The organism is Caldivirga sp. MU80 (assembly GCF_001663375.1).
GTDB lineage: Archaea > Thermoproteota > Thermoprotei > Thermoproteales > Thermocladiaceae > Caldivirga.
The window spans coordinates 1-21,095 of the sequence record NZ_LCTF01000025.1; the positions used below are offsets into that span (position 1 = coordinate 1).

At 48.6% G+C, this 21,095-nt stretch carries 18 protein-coding genes; 9 read left to right on the plus strand and 9 right to left on the minus strand.

Annotated features, from left to right (window positions below; genetic code table 11):
• On the plus strand, window positions 1-533 hold a 533-nt coding region (locus AAX04_RS07875; protein ID WP_156519766.1), incomplete at its 5' end, for an SIS domain-containing protein.
• Between the two features lie 4 nt (window positions 534-537).
• Here AAX04_RS07875 and AAX04_RS07880 read toward each other — a convergent pair.
• Complete coding sequence (locus AAX04_RS07880) at window positions 538-1,521, minus strand: BadF/BadG/BcrA/BcrD ATPase family protein (protein ID WP_066796546.1); 984 nt, start codon at window positions 1,519-1,521, stop codon at window positions 538-540.
• 122 nt (window positions 1,522-1,643) lie between these two features.
• Between AAX04_RS07880 and AAX04_RS07885 the strand changes: the two genes are divergently transcribed.
• From AAX04_RS07885 to AAX04_RS07905, 5 genes are all read left to right on the plus strand, one after another.
• Window positions 1,644-3,038, plus strand: a complete 1,395-nt coding sequence (locus tag AAX04_RS07885; protein ID WP_066796549.1) for an alpha-glucosidase/alpha-galactosidase — start codon at window positions 1,644-1,646, stop codon at window positions 3,036-3,038.
• A gap of 118 nt (window positions 3,039-3,156) precedes the next feature.
• Window positions 3,157-5,550, plus strand: coding sequence for an ABC transporter substrate-binding protein (locus AAX04_RS07890; RefSeq protein WP_066796552.1), 2,394 nt, complete (start codon window positions 3,157-3,159; stop codon window positions 5,548-5,550).
• Window positions 5,551-5,735: 185 nt separating this feature from the next.
• Window positions 5,736-6,107 carry an aspartyl protease family protein gene (locus AAX04_RS07895; RefSeq protein ID WP_066796555.1) on the plus strand — a complete coding sequence of 124 codons (372 nt, stop codon included), beginning with the start codon at window positions 5,736-5,738 and terminating at the stop codon, window positions 6,105-6,107.
• A 231-nt stretch (window positions 6,108-6,338) separates the two neighbouring features.
• Window positions 6,339-7,697: an MFS transporter gene (locus AAX04_RS07900; protein ID WP_066796559.1), complete on the plus strand. Its 1,359-nt coding sequence runs from the start codon at window positions 6,339-6,341 to the stop codon at window positions 7,695-7,697.
• 209 nt (window positions 7,698-7,906) lie between these two features.
• Complete coding sequence (locus AAX04_RS07905; protein ID WP_066796562.1) at window positions 7,907-8,698, plus strand: SDR family oxidoreductase; 792 nt, start codon at window positions 7,907-7,909, stop codon at window positions 8,696-8,698.
• On the opposite strand, the gene AAX04_RS07910 is transcribed toward AAX04_RS07905, so the two are convergent.
• From AAX04_RS07910 to AAX04_RS07925, 4 genes are read right to left on the minus strand one after another with little or no spacing between them, the layout of a single operon-like run.
• On the minus strand, window positions 8,695-9,882 hold the full coding sequence (locus tag AAX04_RS07910; RefSeq protein WP_238377842.1) for an NAD(P)/FAD-dependent oxidoreductase: 1,188 nt from the start codon (window positions 9,880-9,882) through the stop codon (window positions 8,695-8,697). The two genes, AAX04_RS07905 and AAX04_RS07910, sit on opposite strands and share 4 nt — an antisense overlap.
• Window position 9,883: 1 nt before the next feature.
• The gene (locus tag AAX04_RS07915; RefSeq protein ID WP_066796565.1) at window positions 9,884-10,738 is read right to left on the minus strand and encodes an N-glycosylase/DNA lyase; all 855 of its coding nucleotides are present in this window, start codon (window positions 10,736-10,738) and stop codon (window positions 9,884-9,886) included.
• Window positions 10,725-11,222: a hypothetical protein gene (locus AAX04_RS07920; protein ID WP_066796567.1), complete on the minus strand. Its 498-nt coding sequence runs from the start codon at window positions 11,220-11,222 to the stop codon at window positions 10,725-10,727. Before AAX04_RS07920 ends, AAX04_RS07915 begins: the two co-directional genes overlap by 14 nt.
• Entirely contained in the window at window positions 11,219-12,475 is a 1,257-nt protein-coding gene (locus AAX04_RS07925) for a M50 family metallopeptidase (RefSeq protein WP_066796570.1), read from the minus strand. The genes AAX04_RS07920 and AAX04_RS07925 overlap by 4 nt, the downstream gene beginning before the upstream one ends.
• 88 nt (window positions 12,476-12,563) lie before the next feature.
• Here AAX04_RS07925 and AAX04_RS07930 point away from each other — a divergent pair, with 88 nt between their 5' ends.
• Window positions 12,564-13,556 (plus strand): D-glycerate dehydrogenase, encoded by a 993-nt coding sequence (locus AAX04_RS07930; RefSeq protein WP_202904433.1) that lies wholly within the window; start codon window positions 12,564-12,566, stop codon window positions 13,554-13,556.
• A 334-nt stretch (window positions 13,557-13,890) separates the two neighbouring features.
• Window positions 13,891-15,021 (plus strand): hypothetical protein, encoded by a 1,131-nt coding sequence (locus AAX04_RS07935; protein ID WP_162270123.1) that lies wholly within the window; start codon window positions 13,891-13,893, stop codon window positions 15,019-15,021.
• Between the two features lie 362 nt (window positions 15,022-15,383).
• Here AAX04_RS07935 and AAX04_RS07940 read toward each other — a convergent pair whose 3' ends face one another.
• On the minus strand, window positions 15,384-16,673 hold the full coding sequence (locus tag AAX04_RS07940) for an MFS transporter (RefSeq protein WP_066796579.1): 1,290 nt from the start codon (window positions 16,671-16,673) through the stop codon (window positions 15,384-15,386).
• Window positions 16,674-16,886: 213 nt separating this feature from the next.
• Between AAX04_RS07940 and AAX04_RS07945 the strand changes: the two genes are divergently transcribed.
• Window positions 16,887-17,498: a S9 family peptidase gene (locus tag AAX04_RS07945; RefSeq protein WP_066796582.1), complete on the plus strand. Its 612-nt coding sequence runs from the start codon at window positions 16,887-16,889 to the stop codon at window positions 17,496-17,498.
• Here the strand turns inward: AAX04_RS07945 and AAX04_RS07950 are convergent.
• From AAX04_RS07950 to AAX04_RS07960, 3 genes are read right to left on the minus strand one after another with little or no spacing between them, the layout of a single operon-like run.
• On the minus strand, window positions 17,495-18,982 hold the full coding sequence (locus tag AAX04_RS07950) for a (Fe-S)-binding protein (protein ID WP_066796584.1): 1,488 nt from the start codon (window positions 18,980-18,982) through the stop codon (window positions 17,495-17,497). The genes AAX04_RS07945 and AAX04_RS07950 overlap by 4 nt on opposite strands.
• A 2-nt stretch (window positions 18,983-18,984) precedes the next feature.
• Window positions 18,985-19,761, minus strand: coding sequence for a respiratory nitrate reductase subunit gamma (locus AAX04_RS07955; RefSeq protein WP_084761278.1), 777 nt, complete (start codon window positions 19,759-19,761; stop codon window positions 18,985-18,987).
• Between the two features lie 6 nt (window positions 19,762-19,767).
• On the minus strand, window positions 19,768-21,060 hold the full coding sequence (locus AAX04_RS07960) for a hypothetical protein (protein ID WP_084761279.1): 1,293 nt from the start codon (window positions 21,058-21,060) through the stop codon (window positions 19,768-19,770).
• Between the last annotated feature and the right edge of the window lie 35 nt (window positions 21,061-21,095).

The following is a 21,095-nucleotide window of genomic DNA, read 5'->3' on the forward strand; positions in this document are numbered from 1 at the left end:
CCCTCTCCAGCTGCATTGACGGAATGCTTAACGATAAGGGGATGCTAATGACACTGAGCAAAGTGGCCGGTGAGTGGGCTAGTGGTGGGATTGGTAGGTTCATATTCCTTGGCCATGGCTCATCGTACCCAATGGCCCTTGAGTCAGCGCTCAAGTTTGAGGAGACATCGTACACCGCGGTCCAGGCCCTCAATGCCCTTGAGTTTAGGCATGGGCCAGTGGCCACGGTGGGTGAGAGACAGGCCATAGTGGTACTTAACCAATCTGACACTATGAGTGGGGGTGTCGTTAAGCTGTTTAATGAACTTAACGATAGGGCTAGGGGGAGTGAGACTAGGGTGCTTATGGTGACCAACGTGAACGAGGTTAACGGTAGTGGCGTCGTTAAGGTTAACTGCAGTACTGGGTTTGGGGAGTGGGACTCATTAGCCCTAATGGTCCCCGTGTACCTGTTAGCCTACTACTATGCCCTTAGTAAGGGTGTTGATGTTGAGAGGCCCAGGAACCTGGTTAGGGTTGTTAAAGAGTTTTAATTGTTTAAGCACCTAACCTAGCCAGTAGTTCACCGGCCTCCCTCTGCGTTAACCTAATACCCATCTTCATCAAGCCCATTACCAATGGGCCCAGTATTGAGTATTGGCCGGTTAACGGCCCCCTGACAGTGGCCTTGGTTAACCTTGACTCAACAGCCTCCTTAAAGGTCTCCCAAACTATCCTCGAGTTGAACACGCTACCCACACCACCAACCACGATGCTGTCGCTAACCATACCCAGCCTCTCGGCCACTGAGACTGCGTCTAGGGCTAGTTCACGCCCAGCCTCCCTCAATATGCTCACTGAGACCTCATCACCCCTCTCAGCCTCCTCTGAGACTAGCCTGGCTAACTCGGCTATCTTATCAATCTCGGGGGGTTCTGAGTAAACCTTGTCAAGTATGTTAAGTAGGTTACTAACGCCAAAGTAACTTGCCAACCTGTTGATTAGGCTTGTCCAAGGCCCCCTACCGTCGTATGCCCTTGAGGCTGCGTTTAAGGCTCTTAGGGCTATCCAGCCTGCACTACCCTCATCGCCAATTAACCAACCCCAGCCACTTGACCTAGCCCTCTCCCCACGCCTATTCATACCTAGGGCTATAGCCCCCGTACCGGCTATCACAGCAACCCCAGGTTCACCGAGGGTGATTGCGTAGTATGCCGCAACGGCGTCGTGGTCGAACATAAGCCTATTACCTGGTAAACCAAGCTCACCGGCCACATCGCCAATTATCCCACTGGCCTTAACCCAGTAGGCCTCAGTATCCAAGTCAGCCCAACTCACAACTATTAAGTCAACGGAATCGGCACTAACCCCCATTGACCTGAGGCACCTATTAATAGTGGTGACTAGGGCATCCTTAATAACGTCGTTGCTGTATATTAAGCCGCCACCCCTACCCTCAGCCCTACAGAGCACGTTAAACCCTTCATCAATAGCCACGGCGCTTGTCCTTGTCTTACCCGAATCCAGGGCCATGATTATCATACCTACCTTCACCTGGTTTAGCAATTAAAGCATTGCCAATGCATTCTTCTATATAGGGTACTGGCTGCGGTGCATTAGGTATTTACAGCAATACTATTAAACCCAATTAAGTTAACTAGGTCATGCCGGTTAACCACGGCTATAAAATAGCCCTAATAGGGGCTGGGAGTGCGGCTTGGGCCATACGCCTAGTTAAGGACTTAGCATTGATGCCTAGCCTGAGCGGTAGTACCGTGGTTTTGATGGATATTAATGAGGAGAGGCTGGCGCTGGTCACTAGGTTCGCTAAGAGGTACGTCTCCGAGATTAAGGCTAACTTGAACATCGTGGCCACCACGGATAGGAGGGAGGCCATTAGGGATTCCGACTTCGTGGTTAACTCAACCCTGGCTAAGGGTCATGGGCACTACGAGAGGATGAGGGAGATTTCAGAGAGGTACGGGTACTATAGGGGTATTAACAGCGTTGAGTGGAACATGGTCTCGGATTACCACACGATCTGGGGCTACTACCAGTTTAAGCTAGCCTTAGACATAGCCAACGACGTGGTTGACTACGCGCCAAACGCCTGGCTGCTCAACGTATCCAACCCGGTCTTCGAGTTAACCACGTTGATAAGTAGGCAGACTAAGGCTAAGGTAATCGGCCTGTGTGACGGCTACTACGGGTATAGGGATCTGCTTAGGGTTCTAGGCCTTGATGAGGGTAAGGCTGAGGTTGAGGTTATTGGGGTTAACCACGACATTTGGTTAACTAAGTTCAGGTATAATGGTGAGGAAGCATACCACCTCATCGACGAATGGTTGAGTAAAAGGGTGAACGAGTACTGGGCTAGGTGGAGGGAGGAGCAGAGTAACCCATTTGATGTGCACGTATCCCCAGCCGCAGCGGACATGTACAGGGCCTATGGGTTGTGGCCAATAGGCGACACGGTTAGGAGTGGTACATGGAAGTATCATTGGGACCTTAAGACTAAGCAGTACTGGTATGGGCCATTGGGCGGGCCTGACTCCGAGATTGGTTGGGCCATGTACCTCACATGGCATAAGATAGAGTTCAACGAGTTAACGAGGGCCCTAGGTAATGAGTCTAAGCCACTAACAGACTACATACCACCCGTTAGGAGTGAGGGTGAACCAGCCACCATGGTTATTGAGGCCATGGTTGAGGATAAGGCTAAGAGGATCGAGGTTAATGTACCTAACCAAGGCTCAATACCCGGGATACCCGACGACGTGGCTGTTGAAATGCCCACCGTCATAGATGGTAAGGGCATTCATAGGCTAAGCTTCAGCAACCTACCCAAGGCATGGGGCAGGGTGCTTAGGTACGCTATAATACCCAGGATAACCAGGGCCGAGTGGGCCATTGACGCATTCCTGGAGGGCGGTAGGGATGCCTTGTTTAACTGGCTTATAGTGGATCCAAGAACTAAGTCTAATGAACAGGTGAACCAGGTCATAGATGCAATACTGAACATGCCCGGTAATGAGGAGATGGCTAGGCACTTCAGGTGAAGTATTAAAGTTCATCCGCTTGTTAGTGTATTAGTTAAAATTTATCACTATGAATATGTAGTGGGTGTCTTAATCTATTTACAGTAACTGTTAAAAGGGTGTTAATTACCCTACTTGTATGTCTACTGGTAAAACGTACGTTCTTTTGGTGGTGGCGGTTGTGATTGTGGTGGTAGCTGCATACAGCGTAAACATAGCCCAAGCCCAACAGAAGCCTCAAATTATATTTCCTGTGGCTGGTGCTACCTTTGAGATTGCCCCTGGTACGCCTATTTACAATCCCTTTAACCCAATTGGCCTAGCTACGTGTGGTATTGCTAGTTTCGGTACTTACCTACCTCTAGCCTTTTACAGTTACTTGACCGGCCAGTTCCTACCGGTTTTGGCTAAGAATTGGACCGTTGAGGTTCTTCCTAATGGTTCTGGTTTGATAACGATATACCTTCATAAGGGCTTCTACTGGTTTAATGGCTCAGCCACAATACCATTCACGGCATGGGACCTGTACGCTGAGTATTACATTGGTGTTAAGTCCTTTGCCTGGTGGACTCCATTCATAAACCAATCCCTCTTAGATGAGGATTTGAGGGTCCTTAACAATTACACGATTCAGATACTGGTTAACAAGTGGTCCCCACTGGTGCCGGTTTGGATACTGACACAGTGCATTAACACGCCCTGGCCCGTGTGGGAGCCTGTTGTTAATGAGCTTAAGACAATGAATGTTACTCAAGCTATGACCTTCAGCACGAACATCACTAAGATTGTCGTGCCCTACTGGGGCCTCTACCCATGGTACTTAACATACTTCAGTGACAATTACATGACCCTAACCCTTGAACCAAGTAATCTACTTAACGAGTGGTTTAGGATATTCCCACTTGCTGACTGGTACTACTATAACCCAACCTACGAGGCAATATGGGGTCCTAACTCCGTGGCTTACGAATATTGGTATGCGGGTAAGGCTACGTGGGGGTCCGCTGGGTTCTCATGGCAGCAGTCAATGGTGCTTGCGAGTCGTGGTGTAGGTCTCTACTTCGCACCAACATGGAACACAATGGGTATTTACCTTAACCCTCACTACTACCCGTGGAATATTCCTCAGGTTAGGGAGGCTTTATGCTACGTTATTAATAGGACTGAGGTTGGTGCATCGTGGGGCTTGGCTATTAGTAAGCCCGCCTACTATCCTGAGCCTATTGTCCCGGAGACTATTGGTACTTATCCGCCTGATGTTAGGCAATTCATAATACCATGCAGCTACAACTGGACTAAGGCTTCTCAAATGCTTCAAAGCCTGGGCTTCAAGAAGATTAACGGATACTGGTACACACCAAACGGAACACAACTAGCATTTACGGTGCTTGCACCAAGTGGCTTCACCGACTGGATGACAATGGCTGCTGATGCTGTGACGCAACTGGATGCCTTTGGCGTTAACGCAAAGTTAATAGGACAAGACGTGGGCGTGTTTTACGGCACCACAATACCGAATGGGCAGTATGTTGCTGCTACCAATTGGCTTGCAGCCACTCCATCATACTCAGGGGCCTGGAGCTTCCTTCAGTGGCCATGGTGGGCAAGCGGTGATGCCATCTCTGCTAATGTGCCCGGTAGCGATGTTTGGCCGTTCCAGTGGCCTAACGGCACATGCACACCATACACCGCACCAGCATCATTGAAACTACCCAATAGTACCATTGTTTGGTGTATTAACTCAACATACGGCTTCATTAATCTGAGTAATTGGCAAGTCTTCTTTGATACAGTTGCCACGCCCGGTACTCAGCTTTACGATGAGGCAATTGACATAATCTTCGCATGGTACTATTACTTCGTACCAGCAATACCACTCTACGATAAGATAACGCCACTCATGTACGCTAAATCTGTGGCTGACATTAACTGGACCTATGACTGCCTACCAACAACGACGAACTACGCAATAGTGGGTACAGCGGACTACTGGTGGACATTCGGCCCAATGTACTACGTGCTACTAGGCGCCTACGCACCACCTGGCGAAGTCCCACCACTAGCCCAGGCTATTGCTAATGGTTCTCTTTGGACTAACCCGCAGTTGCGTGAATTCGCAGTATACCTAGGCTTACCAAGCCCGGATGTGAAGATTCAGGAGTGTGTTGCCTCATACTTCCACATACCATACACACCAGTCACAACAACCACAACGACTACTACATCCACTTCAACGATCACTACATCGACGACTACTACGTCTACAACAACTACGTCTACTACCCCTGTTACCACCACATCTACGACCACAACTACAACTACCACCACTACTACAACTACGGCGGTTTCAACTGTGACGTCAACGGCAACGGTGACTAGTACCGTGACTTCAACAGTGGCATCAACCACGACAGCAGTAACAACAGTAACAGTAACCAAGCCAATAATATCAACAGCACTGGTAGTTGGAATAGTGGTCATTGTGATTGTGATAGCAGCAGTAGCAGCAATAATCGCAATGAGAAGAAGGTAAGCATAGGTTAATATTACTTTTAAACTTAAACTATGATTTCTTTTTTGCTATGGTCATGTTTTATTCCATGGTCGGAAGGATGGATAAAATAATTTAATATTTAAGCTGTATGAACATTCATTAAACTGATGGCATGGTCAATGAACGCAGTAAGGTCTTTAAATGGGTTGCATGTCTTATAGTATATGGGCTTAGTGTACGTGGAGGGGGTTGTGAGGAGCGAGGATGGTAGAAGTGAGAGAGTTAGGTTCCTAGTAGATTCAAGTGCATTTTACACTGTTTTGAAGAGGAAGGTTTGGGAGAGATTGGGGTTGAGGGAGATTTCGAGGGTATCCTTGGTTTTGGCTGATGGAACCATGATTGAAAGGGGGGTCTCAGAGGCTGTAATAGAGCTACCACCCTATGGAGTGAGACACACCCCTGTGATCCTAGGTGAGAGTGAGGATGAGAACCTACTAGGCACGGTAACGCTGGAAATATTTGGGTTAATCCTAGACCCGTTGAAAAGGGAGATAAGACCAGCAAGGTTAATATTGAAACGTGGCATACTTCCATAGGCGTGTGAATCACCTTACCTAAGCGTGGTACTGGCTAACTGCGTAACCTTTATAACGATACGAGGTACCATATGGTTAAGATCGGTGCTTTAATAAATGTCCAAAGGATTGTATTATTTAAGTATTTCCTAGAATAATAGGTTATAAACAAATATGTAATATTGCCGGTGCTAACATGTTCAGGTTCTTCATTGTTTAATGCTTTTAAAGATATTGTATACTTCACGTGATATGAGCTCTTGGGACGTCATAAGAAGGTTTGATGAGGCTAGGTTAACGTCAGCTCACTACAGGTGGACTGTGTTAGCAGCTATGGGTGATTTCCTTGATGCAGGTGCTATAGTGGCTGGGGCGGTATCAACAATATACTGGACTAGTGTATTTCACTTAACACCGCTACTTCTAGGTATCATCGCTGCCTTTAGCCCGAATGCCTTCGCAGCGTTCATAGGTGCCATTGCGGCGGGTCCACTTGGGGATAGGTATGGTAGGAAGACGATCTACATGTACGACTTATTGGCGTACTTCGTCGGCACCGTTCTAATGGCCGCGGCCGTTCACTACGTTATGCTACTCATAGGCTACATCATAACTGGCATTGCCGTTGGCCTTGATGTACCAACATCATGGTCATTGATAGCTGAGTACGCGCCTAGGTATAGGAGGGGGTTCCTAATGGCCTTCACGAATGTTTTCTGGTATATTGGGCCAATAGTTATGCTGCTCTTAGGCATAGCCTTCGAGCCTTATGGAGCTTTAACCTTCAGAGTGGTGTTTGGGGTATTGGCGGCTGTAGCTATAATAACATGGGTTTTAAGAAGGGGGTTAATTGAATCACCTAGGTGGGGGTTAGTGGCAGGTAAGACTAGCATTGTTGAAGATGCCTTAAGGCAGCTTGGCGAACAGCCAGTACAACCAACCAGTCAAGGCCAACAGACCCAGGAATCATATAAGTGGAGTGACATTTTTAAGTATAAGAAGGGGCTAGCCTTCATAATCCCCATCTACATATTCTGGGGTGTGCCAGCTGGTACCTTTGGCTTCTTCCTGCCTTACTTCTTTAAGGATATAGGCTTCACAACAACCACCATGGCCTATGTTGGAGATATACTGTGGTTTATAACAGCCATAATAGGCGTTGTAGCGGTTTACATGCCGTTCTCCGATAGGCTAAACAGAAATGTTATGTACGCCATATCTTCAGCCATATGCGGTCTTGCCTTTGCACTACCCATATTCCTACCCTTCAGTATACTTTGGGTTGCACTATTTAACGTGATTGGCTTCGGCTTTGGACATGGGATGTGGCTTTGGCCTCAGACCAGGGTTTGGTCCACTGAACTATTCCCAACCAGGGTTAGGAACAGTGCCCAGGGCTTCGCATGGTCATGGATGAGGTTTGCACTGGGCGTATGGAGCCTATTTGTCCCAACTATAATAGCTATAATTGGCTACAGGGCTATAGCTGCCGTGGCCACGACATTCTTCATACTGAACATAATATTGGGTTATCTGTTTGGACCAAGGTCACAGGGTAAAAGCCTTGAAGAGGTCTTGAAGGAATTCTACGGTGGATCAGTACCGGTTTAAGCTAAAGTCAAGTCATGCTACTATTCACTTAAAAACTTAGAATTTTTAACTTCCCCATCAGTTCGCTCTTAAGTTAAGAGCCCTACTGCACGACAAATTAATGAATAATTTAAGTACTAAGTAGAGGATTGCAAATGGTATGTACTGTGCTTAGTATTACTTGTAACCGTATGGGTTAATCTTTAAGTGTCCAGGTCGCCACCTTACCCATGGACCTTGGTTTAAGGGGTAAGGTGACCTTGGTTACTGCTTCAAGTAGGGGTATTGGTAAAGGTATTGCGAGGGTTATGCTTCAGGAGGGTGCCAGGGTTATGCTTTTCGCCAGGAACGCTGATGAACTTAAGGCTGCGGCCAGTGAGCTTAGTAGGGAGACTGGGGGTGATGTGGCTTATGTTCAAGGTGACTTAACCAATAGGGATGACGTGATGAGACTTATTGACGAGACTAGGAAGGTTATGGGCTCCATAGATATACTAATCTACAACACCGGCCCACCTAAACCTGGCCTCTTCAGTGACCTAACCTTTGAGGACTGGGATTACGCGGTTAAGCTGCTCCTCCTCTCGGCTGTTTGGTTAACTAAGGGTGTGGTTGGTGACATGGTTAAGAGGGGTTGGGGTAGGTTAATCTACGTGACCTCACTAACCTTAAGGCAACCCATCAGTAACCTGGTTCTATCCAACACCATTAGGCTATCCCTAGCTGGGTTAGTCAAATCCCTGGCCGGTGAGTATGGGCCCAGGGGTATAACGGCCAACGGCGTAATGCAAGGGTTCATAATGACCGATAGGACCCGTGCCTTGGCTGAGGATGAGTCTAGGAGGAGGGGGGTGCCTGTTGAGACCGTCTTAAGGGACATGGCAAGGGACATACCAGTTGGTAGGTATGGTAACCCAGAGGAGGTTGGCTACCTGGTAGCCTTCCTAGCCAGTGATAAGGCATCCTACATAAACGGCTCAATGATACTGATAGACGGTGGCCTGGTTAGGTGCCTACCTTAACCCCGGTGGCTCCCAATTAAACTAAGCAGTAGCCTTGCCATTACCCTCAGCATTGGGTTAACCGAGGCCAGCATTGCCTCGTTGATAACCCACCTGAGGGTTTCCCTAGGCATCAACCTAGTTAACCTAACCAACATACCCTCATCCTCAAGTATCGGATCAGCCAGGGCCCTAAGCCTCTTGACCTCGCTGAGGAATGCGCCCAAAACCCGCCGAACCTCAGCGGTGTAGTTTAACCCATCCCTAAGGGCCTTGGCTAAAATTAACCCACTAACCATTGCCGTGTTTATCCCTGCACCATTAGTTGATACCACCGTGCCGGCTGCATCGCCAAGCAGGAATGCGCCACCACCCTCAACGCTAATGCCCAATTCACCAACGGGTATGGTCTTCATGAGTATTGACCTTTGGGTTGGTGTTAGGTTAAACGCCTTGAGGAACTTGAGGTGTAGGTTAACTGGGTTAATGCCCCTAACCCACGCGTCATAACCCCTGACCCCTAGGCCAATGTTACTTGACCCATCACCCCTGGGGAAGATCCACGCATAGCCACCTGGCGCCAAGGCTGGGTCCATGATCACCACAGCCTCATCCTGATCCCCAACCCAACCTGTGGCCCTTTGGCTTGTGGCTATTGCAGTGTCCATTGGGTCCAGTGGTTGGTTACCGACCAGGTCATTGACTATTGATGGGTAGCCGTCTGCCCCAGCCAGTAGCCTAGTCTCAACGAACTCCTCACCGGACTTACTGATCAGCCTGCATTTAAACCCACCACCATGTCTAATGCACCCTGTCACCGTTGATGAGAACTTCACCTTAACTCCCCTGCTGTCCACCTCCTCAATAATCCTCCTAATCATCAACCCCTTATCCACTATGTAGGCGGGGAAGCTGACCGTACCCAGGTCTATAACCTCCCCGTTAACCCTAATCATTATCCTCATCCTCCTGATATCGTTAACCACAACCTCCTTCCTAATGGACCTGTGAAGCGTGTACTCGATTAAGTCCATTAACTCGTCTGGTATGTGCCCCCTCAATAACTCGGCCTTGGGCATCATTTCGCCGCATATGACTGGCCCATAGTTGACCCTCTTCTTATCCACAAGTGTAACCTCGCTTAAGGTAACCTCCCTGGATAGGAACGAGCCAGCAGGCCCCCCACCAACTATGAGTAGTCCCACGTTAACCAAGGGCCCCACCCCCTGCACCCTTACTAACGCAGTTGACGCTTAGCTCAATCATTAGTCTCCTGTAGGCCTGCACCTTATCCTGCATCCTCAACACCCCCCTTGGTAATTTACGCAGAGCCTCCTCCACATTGAAGCCGCTGTATATTAATGCGCCACCTAGGACCCATAGTAGCGCGTCTAGGTTAACCTGCGGTATGCCCGATAGCCTAGACACCCGGCCCCAGGTCTCCTGGACTAGGCCCTGCCTACTCATCAATACCCTTGGATCCGCCTTAATTAGGCCACTGCAGTGGGTTAGGGTGGCTATCCTGTAGTCCACCGGTATCGGTAGGTCCACTGGTGGCTTGCTGTTAACGCCGCAGGCCCTGTGGGCGTAGTAAAGCATCTTAACTGCGAAGACAATGGTCTTGCTGTTCATGGGTGACCCAAGGCCATTGGCCAGTAACCTCCATGCCTCACCCAAGTCCATTAATCCATTAAGCTTAACGTGTAGGTTAGCCCTACAGAACCTCTCAACCCTACTAACCTTAGCCCCCCTACCCCTGGCCAGGTATGGGCTATTCATCACGTACCTCTTGAAGTCGCTGCAGACGTCATTAGGCTTATTCCTGGAGAAGTAGCTGCTGAAGTAGCTCCAGTGCCTTTCACCCCTACCGGTGAGCATGTAGCTGACTATGGAGTTCATGGCCACGAGCACTGACACTAACCCAGGGTCACCAAGCGCATTGCACAATTCCTTAACCACCAGGAATTGGGGGTCAGACTCCTCAAAGGCTAAAACATCACCTATGCTTAATCCCCTTAGGGCATTCACTATACCTAGAACCCTCTCCTCACTTACCTCCACGCCTAACCTTAATCAACCCGTTTTTAAAAGCCCTCCAGAGGGCGTAGATTAGGGCCACCTGCCCCATGTCAATGAAGGTCAGGGGTTTGCCTATTGTGTAGAGGACGTAGATGAGGGGGTACATCACCACCCTGGCTCCTATGGAGTACAGGTAGACGTAGTTCGACGCCGCAAACATCACGGCCAGTATGATTGAAAGTAGGTCTGCCGTCCTGAGCGGCTTAATGACGTAGATCACCAACACTGCTATCCAGAGTAGGAACATTATTGAGGCGAACCTCCAGGCGTATATGTAGAATGGTGTGTAGGGAACCCAGTATATTGAACCATCACTATAAATCACGTATGTTAAGTAGCCACCTGGGGCTATTAACCTAGGCTCAACTGAGAAGAGAAGCTCCACAGGGGTTGCTGCGGAGATTAGGGCCGCTATTAGGGCTAGCGCCAGGGCTATGGTTAAGGGGTACTTTAAGTCAGCCCTCATGGTGGAGTCACCGCAATCCTCCATAAACCTGAGGATAAGCTTACAATAAGCGTGAAGATGAATAACATCCACAACACCGCACTTACGGCTGTCATTACCCTACTAGCCCACTTCTCATTTAAGCCAGGTATACTTAGTAATACGTGGTAGAGGAATTGACCACCATCAAGTGGCCAAGCTGGCATGGTGTTTAGCAGTATTATAACCACGTTAATTGTCCATAACCAATACACGAATTGGTAAAATAACCTATCACTCACCGAAATCCCTATGAAGGGTAGGTTAGGGTCATATGGATTGCTTGAGGTTACCAGGTTATATGTATGTATTAGCCCTGAGTGAAATATCGTTAAAGTGACTTGACTGCCAGGCTTAAGACCTTCAAGCACGTAGAGGAGACTCATTACTGATGTAATGGGTTTACCATTAATAGCAAGTAATATGCTACCCACCGGTATATTGGCGTAGAAGGCTGGTGAATCCTTAGCGATACTCGTGATGATTATGCCAGAGAGGTAAGGTTGAAGTACTGGGATTAGGGCTAGGTACATTAGGCCCACTGCGATTATGGAGAGGATCATGTTTGAGAATACACCCGCCGATAACATGGCTAAGACTCCCCTTAACCCAGCCTTTTTCCTGAGATCCGATTCATCAACCTCAACGAAGCCGCCGTAGAGGATGAAGAGTGATAGGAATGCCCCACCTGACTTAATCCTACCACCATACCTCAACGCAACTATGCCGTGGGAGACTTCGTGAATGAGTATGCTTATGCCTATAGCTATAAGTATTATTAGAAAGATGTTAACGCTGATGGTTACGCCGGGTATGAGGGGGGTGGCTGGGGTGAACCTATTCTCCACCAGCTGCGTTGCCGCCTGCTGGGTGGTTATTGTGTGGAGGCTCATTAGGACGCTCACCGTTGCGGCTAGGTTAATACCAAGCATCCTGATGAATGATGGGACAAGCCCAACTAGGTAGCCCAATACCTGGAAGGGCATGGGTATGAGGACTGGTATTGCGTAAACCATGGCCACCACGAAGAAGGCAGCCACCACTATGAATATCAGCACTGACGGTACACCACTTATTAAGTTAGCCAGTGGCCTGAGGAACCCCTCAACACCACTACTCCTGGCCATCATTGCCACGTAGTAGTAGACCTTGACCTTATCCCTAAAAGCCAGTTTAACCAGCCCCACGAATATGAACCAAGCCACCACGAACCAGATCAGCGGTGAAATGCTCATTGAGGGTGTCTTTACCTTAAGCTTAATATTTTTTATTCTAAGGAATCCTGGCGTTTAAGCTTTAATAGGGTTAAGGCTAATGGGCCCTATGGGCTACTGCATATATGTGACTAGGTCAACTTTCCCAAGGATACTCTACGACATGCTTAGGGATGCTGGGTTTAGGCTTGAGGTTTGGGATAACAGTGGCCGTGGGATGTGGGATAGGGCAGCTGCACCACCCAGGGATGTGCTTAGGGATGCCGCCTCAAGGTGCGATGCACTCGTGGTGACCATTGGGGATAGGGTTGATGAGTACGTGCTCAGTAATGCAAGGGTTAAGGTGATTGCAACCTACAGCGTGGGGTACGACCACATTGACCTTGAGGCGGCCACTAAAAGGGGTATACCAGTTGGCTACACGCCTGAGGTTCTTGTTGAGGCAGTCGCCGACTTCGCCATGGGCCTGCTTATAGCGTTGGCCAGGAGGATAGTTGAGGGGGATAGATTGGTTAGGGGTGGGGAGGCGTATAGGGTTTGGGGTGAGTACCTTGGAACAGAGGTTTGTGGTAAGACACTGGGCATACTGGGGCTGGGTAACATTGGAGTTGCCATTGCCAGGAGGGCTAAGGCATTCAACATGAACATCATATACTGGTCTAGGACGAGGAAGCCCTGGGTTGAGGTGGCCCTGGGGATAAGGTACGTTAACCTCAACGACCTCTTCAGACAGAGCGACTACCTGGTCGTCTCAGTGGCCCTTAGCAACGAAACCTACCACATGGTTAACGAGGATAGGTTAAGGCTAATGAGGAGGGGCTCGTATTTGATAAACATAGCCAGGGGAGCCGTCGTTGACATTAACGCCTTAGTTAAGGCACTTAAGGAGGGCTGGATAGCTGGCGCGGCCCTAGACGTGTATGAGGAGGAGCCCCTACCGGCAGCCCATGAACTAGTTAAGTTGGGTAACGTAATCCTCACCCCACACATAGCCTCAGCCACCGTTGAAACCAGGAATAAGATGGCTGAGGTGGTTGCCCAAAGCGTCATAAATGTACTACTGAGGGGTGGGAAACCCATTTACCAGGCCAATAGGGTTTAAGCAAAGGCAACACTAGAAACAGAACCCTAGCAATCCAACGCAATTACCCTATGGAAGAGCCGTGGGCTCATTTAAAATCACGCTCCAATACACCATGGCAGGTAACTTTTTTAAAAGGTAAGAATGGATGCGGATTAACATGAAGGGCATGCCTAACCAAGGACTAACCATAGGTCTATACTTATTGTTGACCACTCTACTCTTCCTGTCGGTGAATGGTCACGTTGTACTTGGCGAAATAAACACCAACATGCCCTTAAATATGCCGACCTGTCCACTTAACTCCAGTATTGTCTTAATGCTTACCCCGGAGCCTATCTTACCGTCAAAGAACATGATAGTCACCTACGGTCCACCTGGCCCGTGGACTATTGTTGAGTATAATGGTGCTGAGTACCTTCTTCAAATAAACATGTGGAACCTAGCCTCTGTTGGCTATGGAAATGAAACGTTAACATTCAACAACGCAACGGGGGAGATATGCTTCAGCGCCTATATAAGTAACGTTACGTTGATAAGCCCAAGTGGTGGTGTGTGGGGTTACCCGGGGCTTTACCTGGTTGGCATATTCCCTGGTGGTCAGGTTAATGTGAGGAACCCAATGCTCCCATTACCATTAACGGTGAGTGACTTGGTTAATGGGACATACTCAAACAGGCTCCTCGTCCTCAACTACACCATGTGGGTTCCTGATGATGAACCCATGGATTGGTCATACGACATATGGTTAACCACCACCCCAGCCCCCTCAGCCAGTTTAAACCACGGTGCCGAGTTGATGATATGGCTGTACACAACTACCCCGGTTTTCCCCTGGGCTGACACTGAGATTAAGGTTAACGTACCCATCATTGTTAACGGCACCATGGTTAACGAAACCTTTGATATACATGTGGATTGTTATCATGGCTATGACAATACGTACTGGACCTACATAGCCTTCGTACCGCTTAATGGTGGATTCAGTAATGCGCTGGTTAGCATTTCACTTAAACCATTCCTCCAGTACATGGTTAACGTGTTCCCAAGGGTATGTCCAAGTCTCTGGAACTCACCAAACCAAGTGGCTGGTCTTTACATGGATACCATAACGCTGGGTAGTGAATTCGGCAGCACGCAATGGGCCACTGAGCCAGGTTGGGGTGCTATAGCCTGGAAGCTGTATGAGGCATCGGTAGTGGTGCCAGGTGTAGCATACACCACCAGTACTGTCACGGTAACTGCCACAGCCACAATGGTCAAGTACACCACAATCACTGAATTAACCACGGTTACTGAGACCAGCCCGGTGACCGTAACCACGACCACGTCACTGGTTAGGTACGTAACATCAACCGTGGCCACCACTGTATTAAGCACAGTCACGTTGACTAAGTCTGTGGTAAGCACGACTGTAATGGCCATAATAGCCGTTATTGTGATAGTAATAGTGGCGGCAGTGTTAGTGGCCTTAAGGAGGAGGTAACACTTTAAGTGGTAAAATTATAAGAATTAAAAATTTAATTTTAATATTGCTTAATTAATCTATCTATGGATTAATGCTAGTACTACTGCTATTATTATTATCACTATTATTAATGCACCTAATGCGTAGTTTTCATTAATAGCTTGTTTAATTATCGTCACGGTTGATATTGATGTTACCGGTATCGTGGTAGTCGTTGTAGTGGTTACAGTTGAGGTAATGGTGGATGCCACAGTGGATATTGAGGTAACAGTGGTAGTGGTTGTTGTATTGGTAACGGTGATGATAGGTACTAGTGATGTTGTTAAAACGAAGTAGTACTTAAGATCTATATTATTTAAAATTTTAAACTTTACTCCTCATCACTCAGTTATTCTTTCCTCAACCTTATCCAACTCAACTCCGGTATTATCCCTAGTTACCGCAACACCGATTAACCCTATTAGGTAACCTACTATAAGCAGTAGCACGTAGCCATTTATTGGGCCGAAGGCCTTTAACCAGAATACAGAGGTTAATAGTGCCCCAGTGGCGCCGATGCTTGCCATGTTCCATAGGAAGCCAACGGCACTACCCCTGAACCTAGTTGGAAACAACTCGGCTAGGTAGGCTAGCATTATACCGCCAGTGCCCATTACGCTAGTTAATACGCCTGCTGAGACTATTAACGTGGTATAGCTTGACTTAAGGCCTAATGTTAGTGGGTAAGATAACGCTATGCCTATTAATATTAATATTAGGAATGCCATTCTCCTGCCCGTGTAGTTGCTCACAGCACCACCAATTATGGTAACCACCCCGCCTAGTAGTGATGCATATGCCAATCCCCAGAAAACCTCATTGAGCGGTAGGTTAAGTACCTTGTTTAGGTATGTGGGTAGGAAGCCCAATGTTGCATAAGCCACCCAGAATATACCAGCCAGGAGTAGTAGTGCAATTAGGGCGTTTCTGGCACTTACCCTGAATAACTCAACTATCGGCACCTTAGCTATGTTACCCGTTGCCTTAGCCCTCTTATAAATCTCCGGGTCATCCACCGTTAGCCTAAGGACAACCCCAACCAGGGCGACGGCTAGGCCAACTAGGAATGCGTACCTCCAGCCATAGGACACGAATCTACTTAAACCGAAGTAATCCCTCAGCAGTGCGTATGTTAAGGCAGCTAAGGCGTAGCCCCAGTAGTAGCCGCTCTCAATAATGCCGCTAACAAGCCCCCTGAATGATGGTGAGGAACTCTCAATGGCTATTAAATGGGAACCGGACACCTCGCCCCCCACGAAGATACCTACAACCAGCCTTAAGAGCACAAATAAGGCCGTGGCTGCTATGCCCAATTGCGCATATGTTGGTAAAGCACCCGTTAATGCTGATGAAACCCCCAGGCCTACTAACGTAACAAGCATTGTTAACCTCCTGCCTATCCTATCCGCAACGTGCCCAAATACCAAACCACCTAGTGGCCTGGCCAGTAGTGTTAGTGAGTATGTTGCGAAGACGTACAGTAACTGGGCTGTTGGGTTTGTTTTAGGGAAGAAGGCTGACCCAATTATCGCCGCTATGAAGAGTATCAGTGTTAGGTCGAAGACGTCAACCATCCAGCCTATTGTACCACCCAGTAACGCCCTAACGTTTAACCTAGACTCAATACCCATAGTAAATAAGCCCTAGGTCTATATTAAAGTTTTACCTTCCAATATATAGGTTATGACCTTAGGTATTTAAGCATGCGTTGACTTAACTCACATAGGCGATCCACCTCCCCAACCTTACCCCTAATTAACTTCTATGTACTAGGAAAGTTTTGTTTAAGCTTGTAAGGGTCCAGTGAAAAACGCTTTTAAAATCACCATACAACCTCTGTTATCATGTTAGCCCTCTTATTCCACGGTAAGGGTTCAAGCCCTGAGAAGATAAACTGGTTAACTAGGCCATTTAAGGAAATGGGGTTTAGGGTGGAGGCGCCTAGGATAATTGAGGTGGCTGATGGAGTCGCCGCAGGCTCCAGGATAATTGAGGATGAGGGAGATGGTGTCATTGTCGGCGGACACTCCATGGGTGGGTCAGTCGCGTTGATACTGGCAGCCAAGTACCCTAGTAAAGTTAAGTGCAGTGTGGTTGTGGCTGCTCCAGTGGATAGGGTTCTTCAGTTAAAGTGGCTTGAGAGGGGTGAGGAAGGGTCGGTGAGGAGGGCCCTCTACAATGACATAGTTTCGAGGTTGACCATGAGGGAGGTTGAGGAGACCTCGCCCATAAAGTACATTAGCGGCAACTACCCACCTGTGATTTACATAAGGGGGAGCGCAGATGATATAGTGCCCATTGATCACCTTGAACTGCTCAGGAGGAAGTCAAGCGAACTCGGCTTTAGGTTGATTGAATTAACCATAGAGGGCATGGGCCATACGCCGAGATCACAACACGTTAGAGTTATTGAGGATTTCATAAAGGACAATGTTAAGCGGTGCATAGGCTCTTAAACGGCGTCAATGTCAACCCCGTACAGTGCGGCGTAGACGAAGTCGGAGACCCCCCTGAACTTCAGGGGCACCTTATGGTACTCTATGACGACCGGGAACTGGGCCTTATCGATACTGCATGGGGCAACCATGTACTGGGCTCCAGTGCGGTAAGCGTCGTAGACCGATGGCCAACCGGCCCAAACCCTAAGTGGCATTAACTCATCAAGTAATAGTCCACCACCCGCACCACAACACAGTGTCCTCTCCCTATTATGCTCCCTCTCCCTAAACTCCTTAACAGTCGACTTAAGTATTAACCTAGGCTCCTCCACTAGATCCCCGGCCCTTACCAGGTTACATGGGTCGTGGTAGGTCACCACCGCGTCAACCTTCTTACTGAACCTTAACTTACCCTTCTTTATAGCCCATGCCGTTAATTGGGTTATCGAGATCCCCTCAATGCCATGCTCAGCTAGTCTAGGCACTACGTAGTTCTTAAATGCCCTCCATCCGTGCCCACACTCACCAAACACCACGACCTTAGCCTTCCTCCTTAAGGCGGCGTTAACTATGTTATCGCCGAACCTCCTTAGGTGGTACTCATCCTCGAATAGGCCGAAGTTAGCGACCTCAAGGGATTGGGAGTCCATGGTCCAGTTAAGCCCAAGCTCAGTCATAATGGCTATAGCCCCCTTCAAGGTGCCTATGTTTGTGAAGAAGTCCGTTGACGAAGGTATGTAGAGTACGTCGGCCTTATCCTTATCAACAACACCCTCCATCCTTTTACCAGTTTGCTCACTGATTTCATTAACCACGAAGTCTATGACGTTTAAAGCCGCATCCCTCGTTATGCACATGTTGTTCCCCGTCTTGTAGACGCACTCCATGGTTTTCGCTATGAAGGGCGGCATCATGCCCATTTCAACGAATATCTGCCTAATGGACCTGGTTACCTCAGCCTGGTCAATGCCGAAGGGGCAGAAGTAGGCACACCTCCTGCATTCAGTGCACTGGTAGTAGTATGTCCATATCTTGTCCAGGTCCACGCTGTCTATTATCGACTCAAGCTCCTTCTCGTCACTAAGCTTATCTATTAGGCCATAGGTCAACCTACGCATCCTCCTGTATATGTTCCTAACAAGGTCAGCCCTACCCACAGGGCTGTTATTGGGGTCCCTAGTGGCCAGCCACATCTGGCATTTGTCTATGCAGAAACCGCAGTGGGTGCATGACTCCATGTAGTTCCTGAAGGCCCTACTACTCCTAGCTAATTCACCTATCCTCCTAACGAAGTACAGCTTCCTCTCGCGTTCAGTGGCGTTTGGGTTAATCCTCATTAATTTACTCATCTCTATGGTGCTCAAGGTCTTCTCATCCCTCTCAACCCTGGCCTTAACATGCCCACTACCACCGCTGAACTCCTTAACCCACTCACTGTAGCGTGGGCTGGCCTCAAGTATATCCTTACCCTCACCCCTATACCTAACCTTAACGTTAACCATGGCTACCACCCCAGTTTATCCATAACCCTCCTACGCACCTCCTCAATATCCTCAAACCTGCCGTATAGGGCTGGGTTAACGGGCATTGAGAACGGGTGAATCATCTTCGCGAAGGGTATGTAAACCATGAACAATTCCACCGCCAACACGTGCGCATAGAAGAGTGGGTTACTTGGTGGTGGTACGTATTTAAATGATGTTAGGCCTAGGGCCCACTTAACAGCCTCATTAAACAGTGAGGGGGGTGCAGTTAACCTAAGCGCTAACCCAAGGGTAACTATCAGTATGACCCATGATACCGCCACGTAGTCATCAAGGTAATTAATGGTGACTGAGTAAACCCTCTGAATGTTAACCCTCCTAACGAGTAGGTAAACACCGGCGGCTAGGGTAACTGAACCAACGGTAGTCCCCATTATGAACATTAAAGATTCGGGCACGGTCAATTGGGGTAACCAGAGGTGTAGGTGGAAGGCTATTAGCAGAAAGATGCCCCAGTGGAATAACGCAACCCCAAGCCACGTTGCGTAGTCCCTTCGGTAACTGGCCTTAAGAATCGTGTAGTAGGTGAACATCCTGGCCAGTATGTGGCCAACTGCGCTTAGGTAGCCCTCCTGCCTTGGCTTAACCACAAGCCTATGTAAGCCAAGGTATAGGCCAAGCGGCCCCTTACCAGCCGCTAACCATAACCCAATCCTGTAAAGCACACCAACAACAAGCACTACCAGTGATATGTAGGGTAATATGAAGTACAGCACATAGATTAACCCAGTGGGCATTTTAAATCACTGCCAAGTCTCCATGGCCTTCCTAAGGTCCTCTAGGTACTTTTGCTTCTGCTCCTCGCTCATGTTGAAGAATGTTATACCGTAGCTGTAGTATGGTTCAGTTGGCGTTGCCTTAGTTATCTTAGCCGCTAAGTCGGGGTCGAACTTGGCGAAGTCGCGTAGGAAGCGCTGCCAAGTAACCCTAATCAACGTGTCACCAACCCTCTCCCTCCTCCACCCCTCCTCATCCCACTTGGGCACTATCCTATCCCTAATCACCTGGAACACGGTCATTAAAGCCTCCTCGAGTTTATCCGGGCTTGGAAGCGGTATGAAGGGTATTAGGACCTTGGCCAGCTTAGGCCCGCTCCTACTCTTTATGGTACCACCGATGAGCACCGTTAACCCCCTCTCCTTGCCGGGCTTAATGGCTGGGTATGCCCTCCTAATGCACTCCATGCACTTAACGCACTTTGAACCATCAATGCTTAGCCTAGAGCCATCCCAGGTTATTGCGCGGGTTGGGCATGACCTAACCAACTCCTCAACATCCCCACCCTCCTCAATCCACTGCCTAAGCTTCTCATCATCAACGTCAGGGGCCCCTCTCCACGTCCCGATGATCACGTAGTCAGCCCTGGCCTGGGCCTTTAGGCAGTCTATTGGGCAGCCGGAGTACTTGAACTTTATCTTATAGGGGAACTGGGGGTAGGTTGCCCAGTCTATTAGACAGCCGTATGTGAAGTCCCTGGCCTTAAGCGTGTCATATATTGCGTAGGGGCATAGTAGGGGTCCTGGGCATGAGACGGTATTCCTCATTACATCCCCCGACCCTCCAATGTCTAGGCCTATCCTCCTTAGGAATATATCCAGGTCTATAAGCTTCTCCCTATCCACATTAATGACAACATCCCCTGTGCCGCCTATGAACTGAAGTAAACCCCAGCCATACCTCCTTGAAGCCTCTATTAGGAACCTGAGTAATGTTGTTGTGAAGACCTGGGCTGATGGAATTAGGACACGGGCATGGTCCTCAAAGACGGGGGGTGTTATCCTAGTCCATGGGTGGCTCATCCTAGAGAGGACACCAGAGTATATACCCGGCGCCTTAGCAGCGCTGGTGGCCCATGGTGTCGCACCAGCCACCAACCCCATGCCGTATATGTAGACGGGGTACTTAGTCTTCTTGAGCTCAGTGACGTGACTTGGCCACGGCCCCTTCTCCAACTCGGCCAGGTACTCCTCAACCTTCTCCTTGGGCGGTGGCTCAGGCCATAGCGATGGGGTTATTGGTAATTCCTCACTGGCCATATGGAGGGCTTTAACTATATTTAAAAACCCTTATT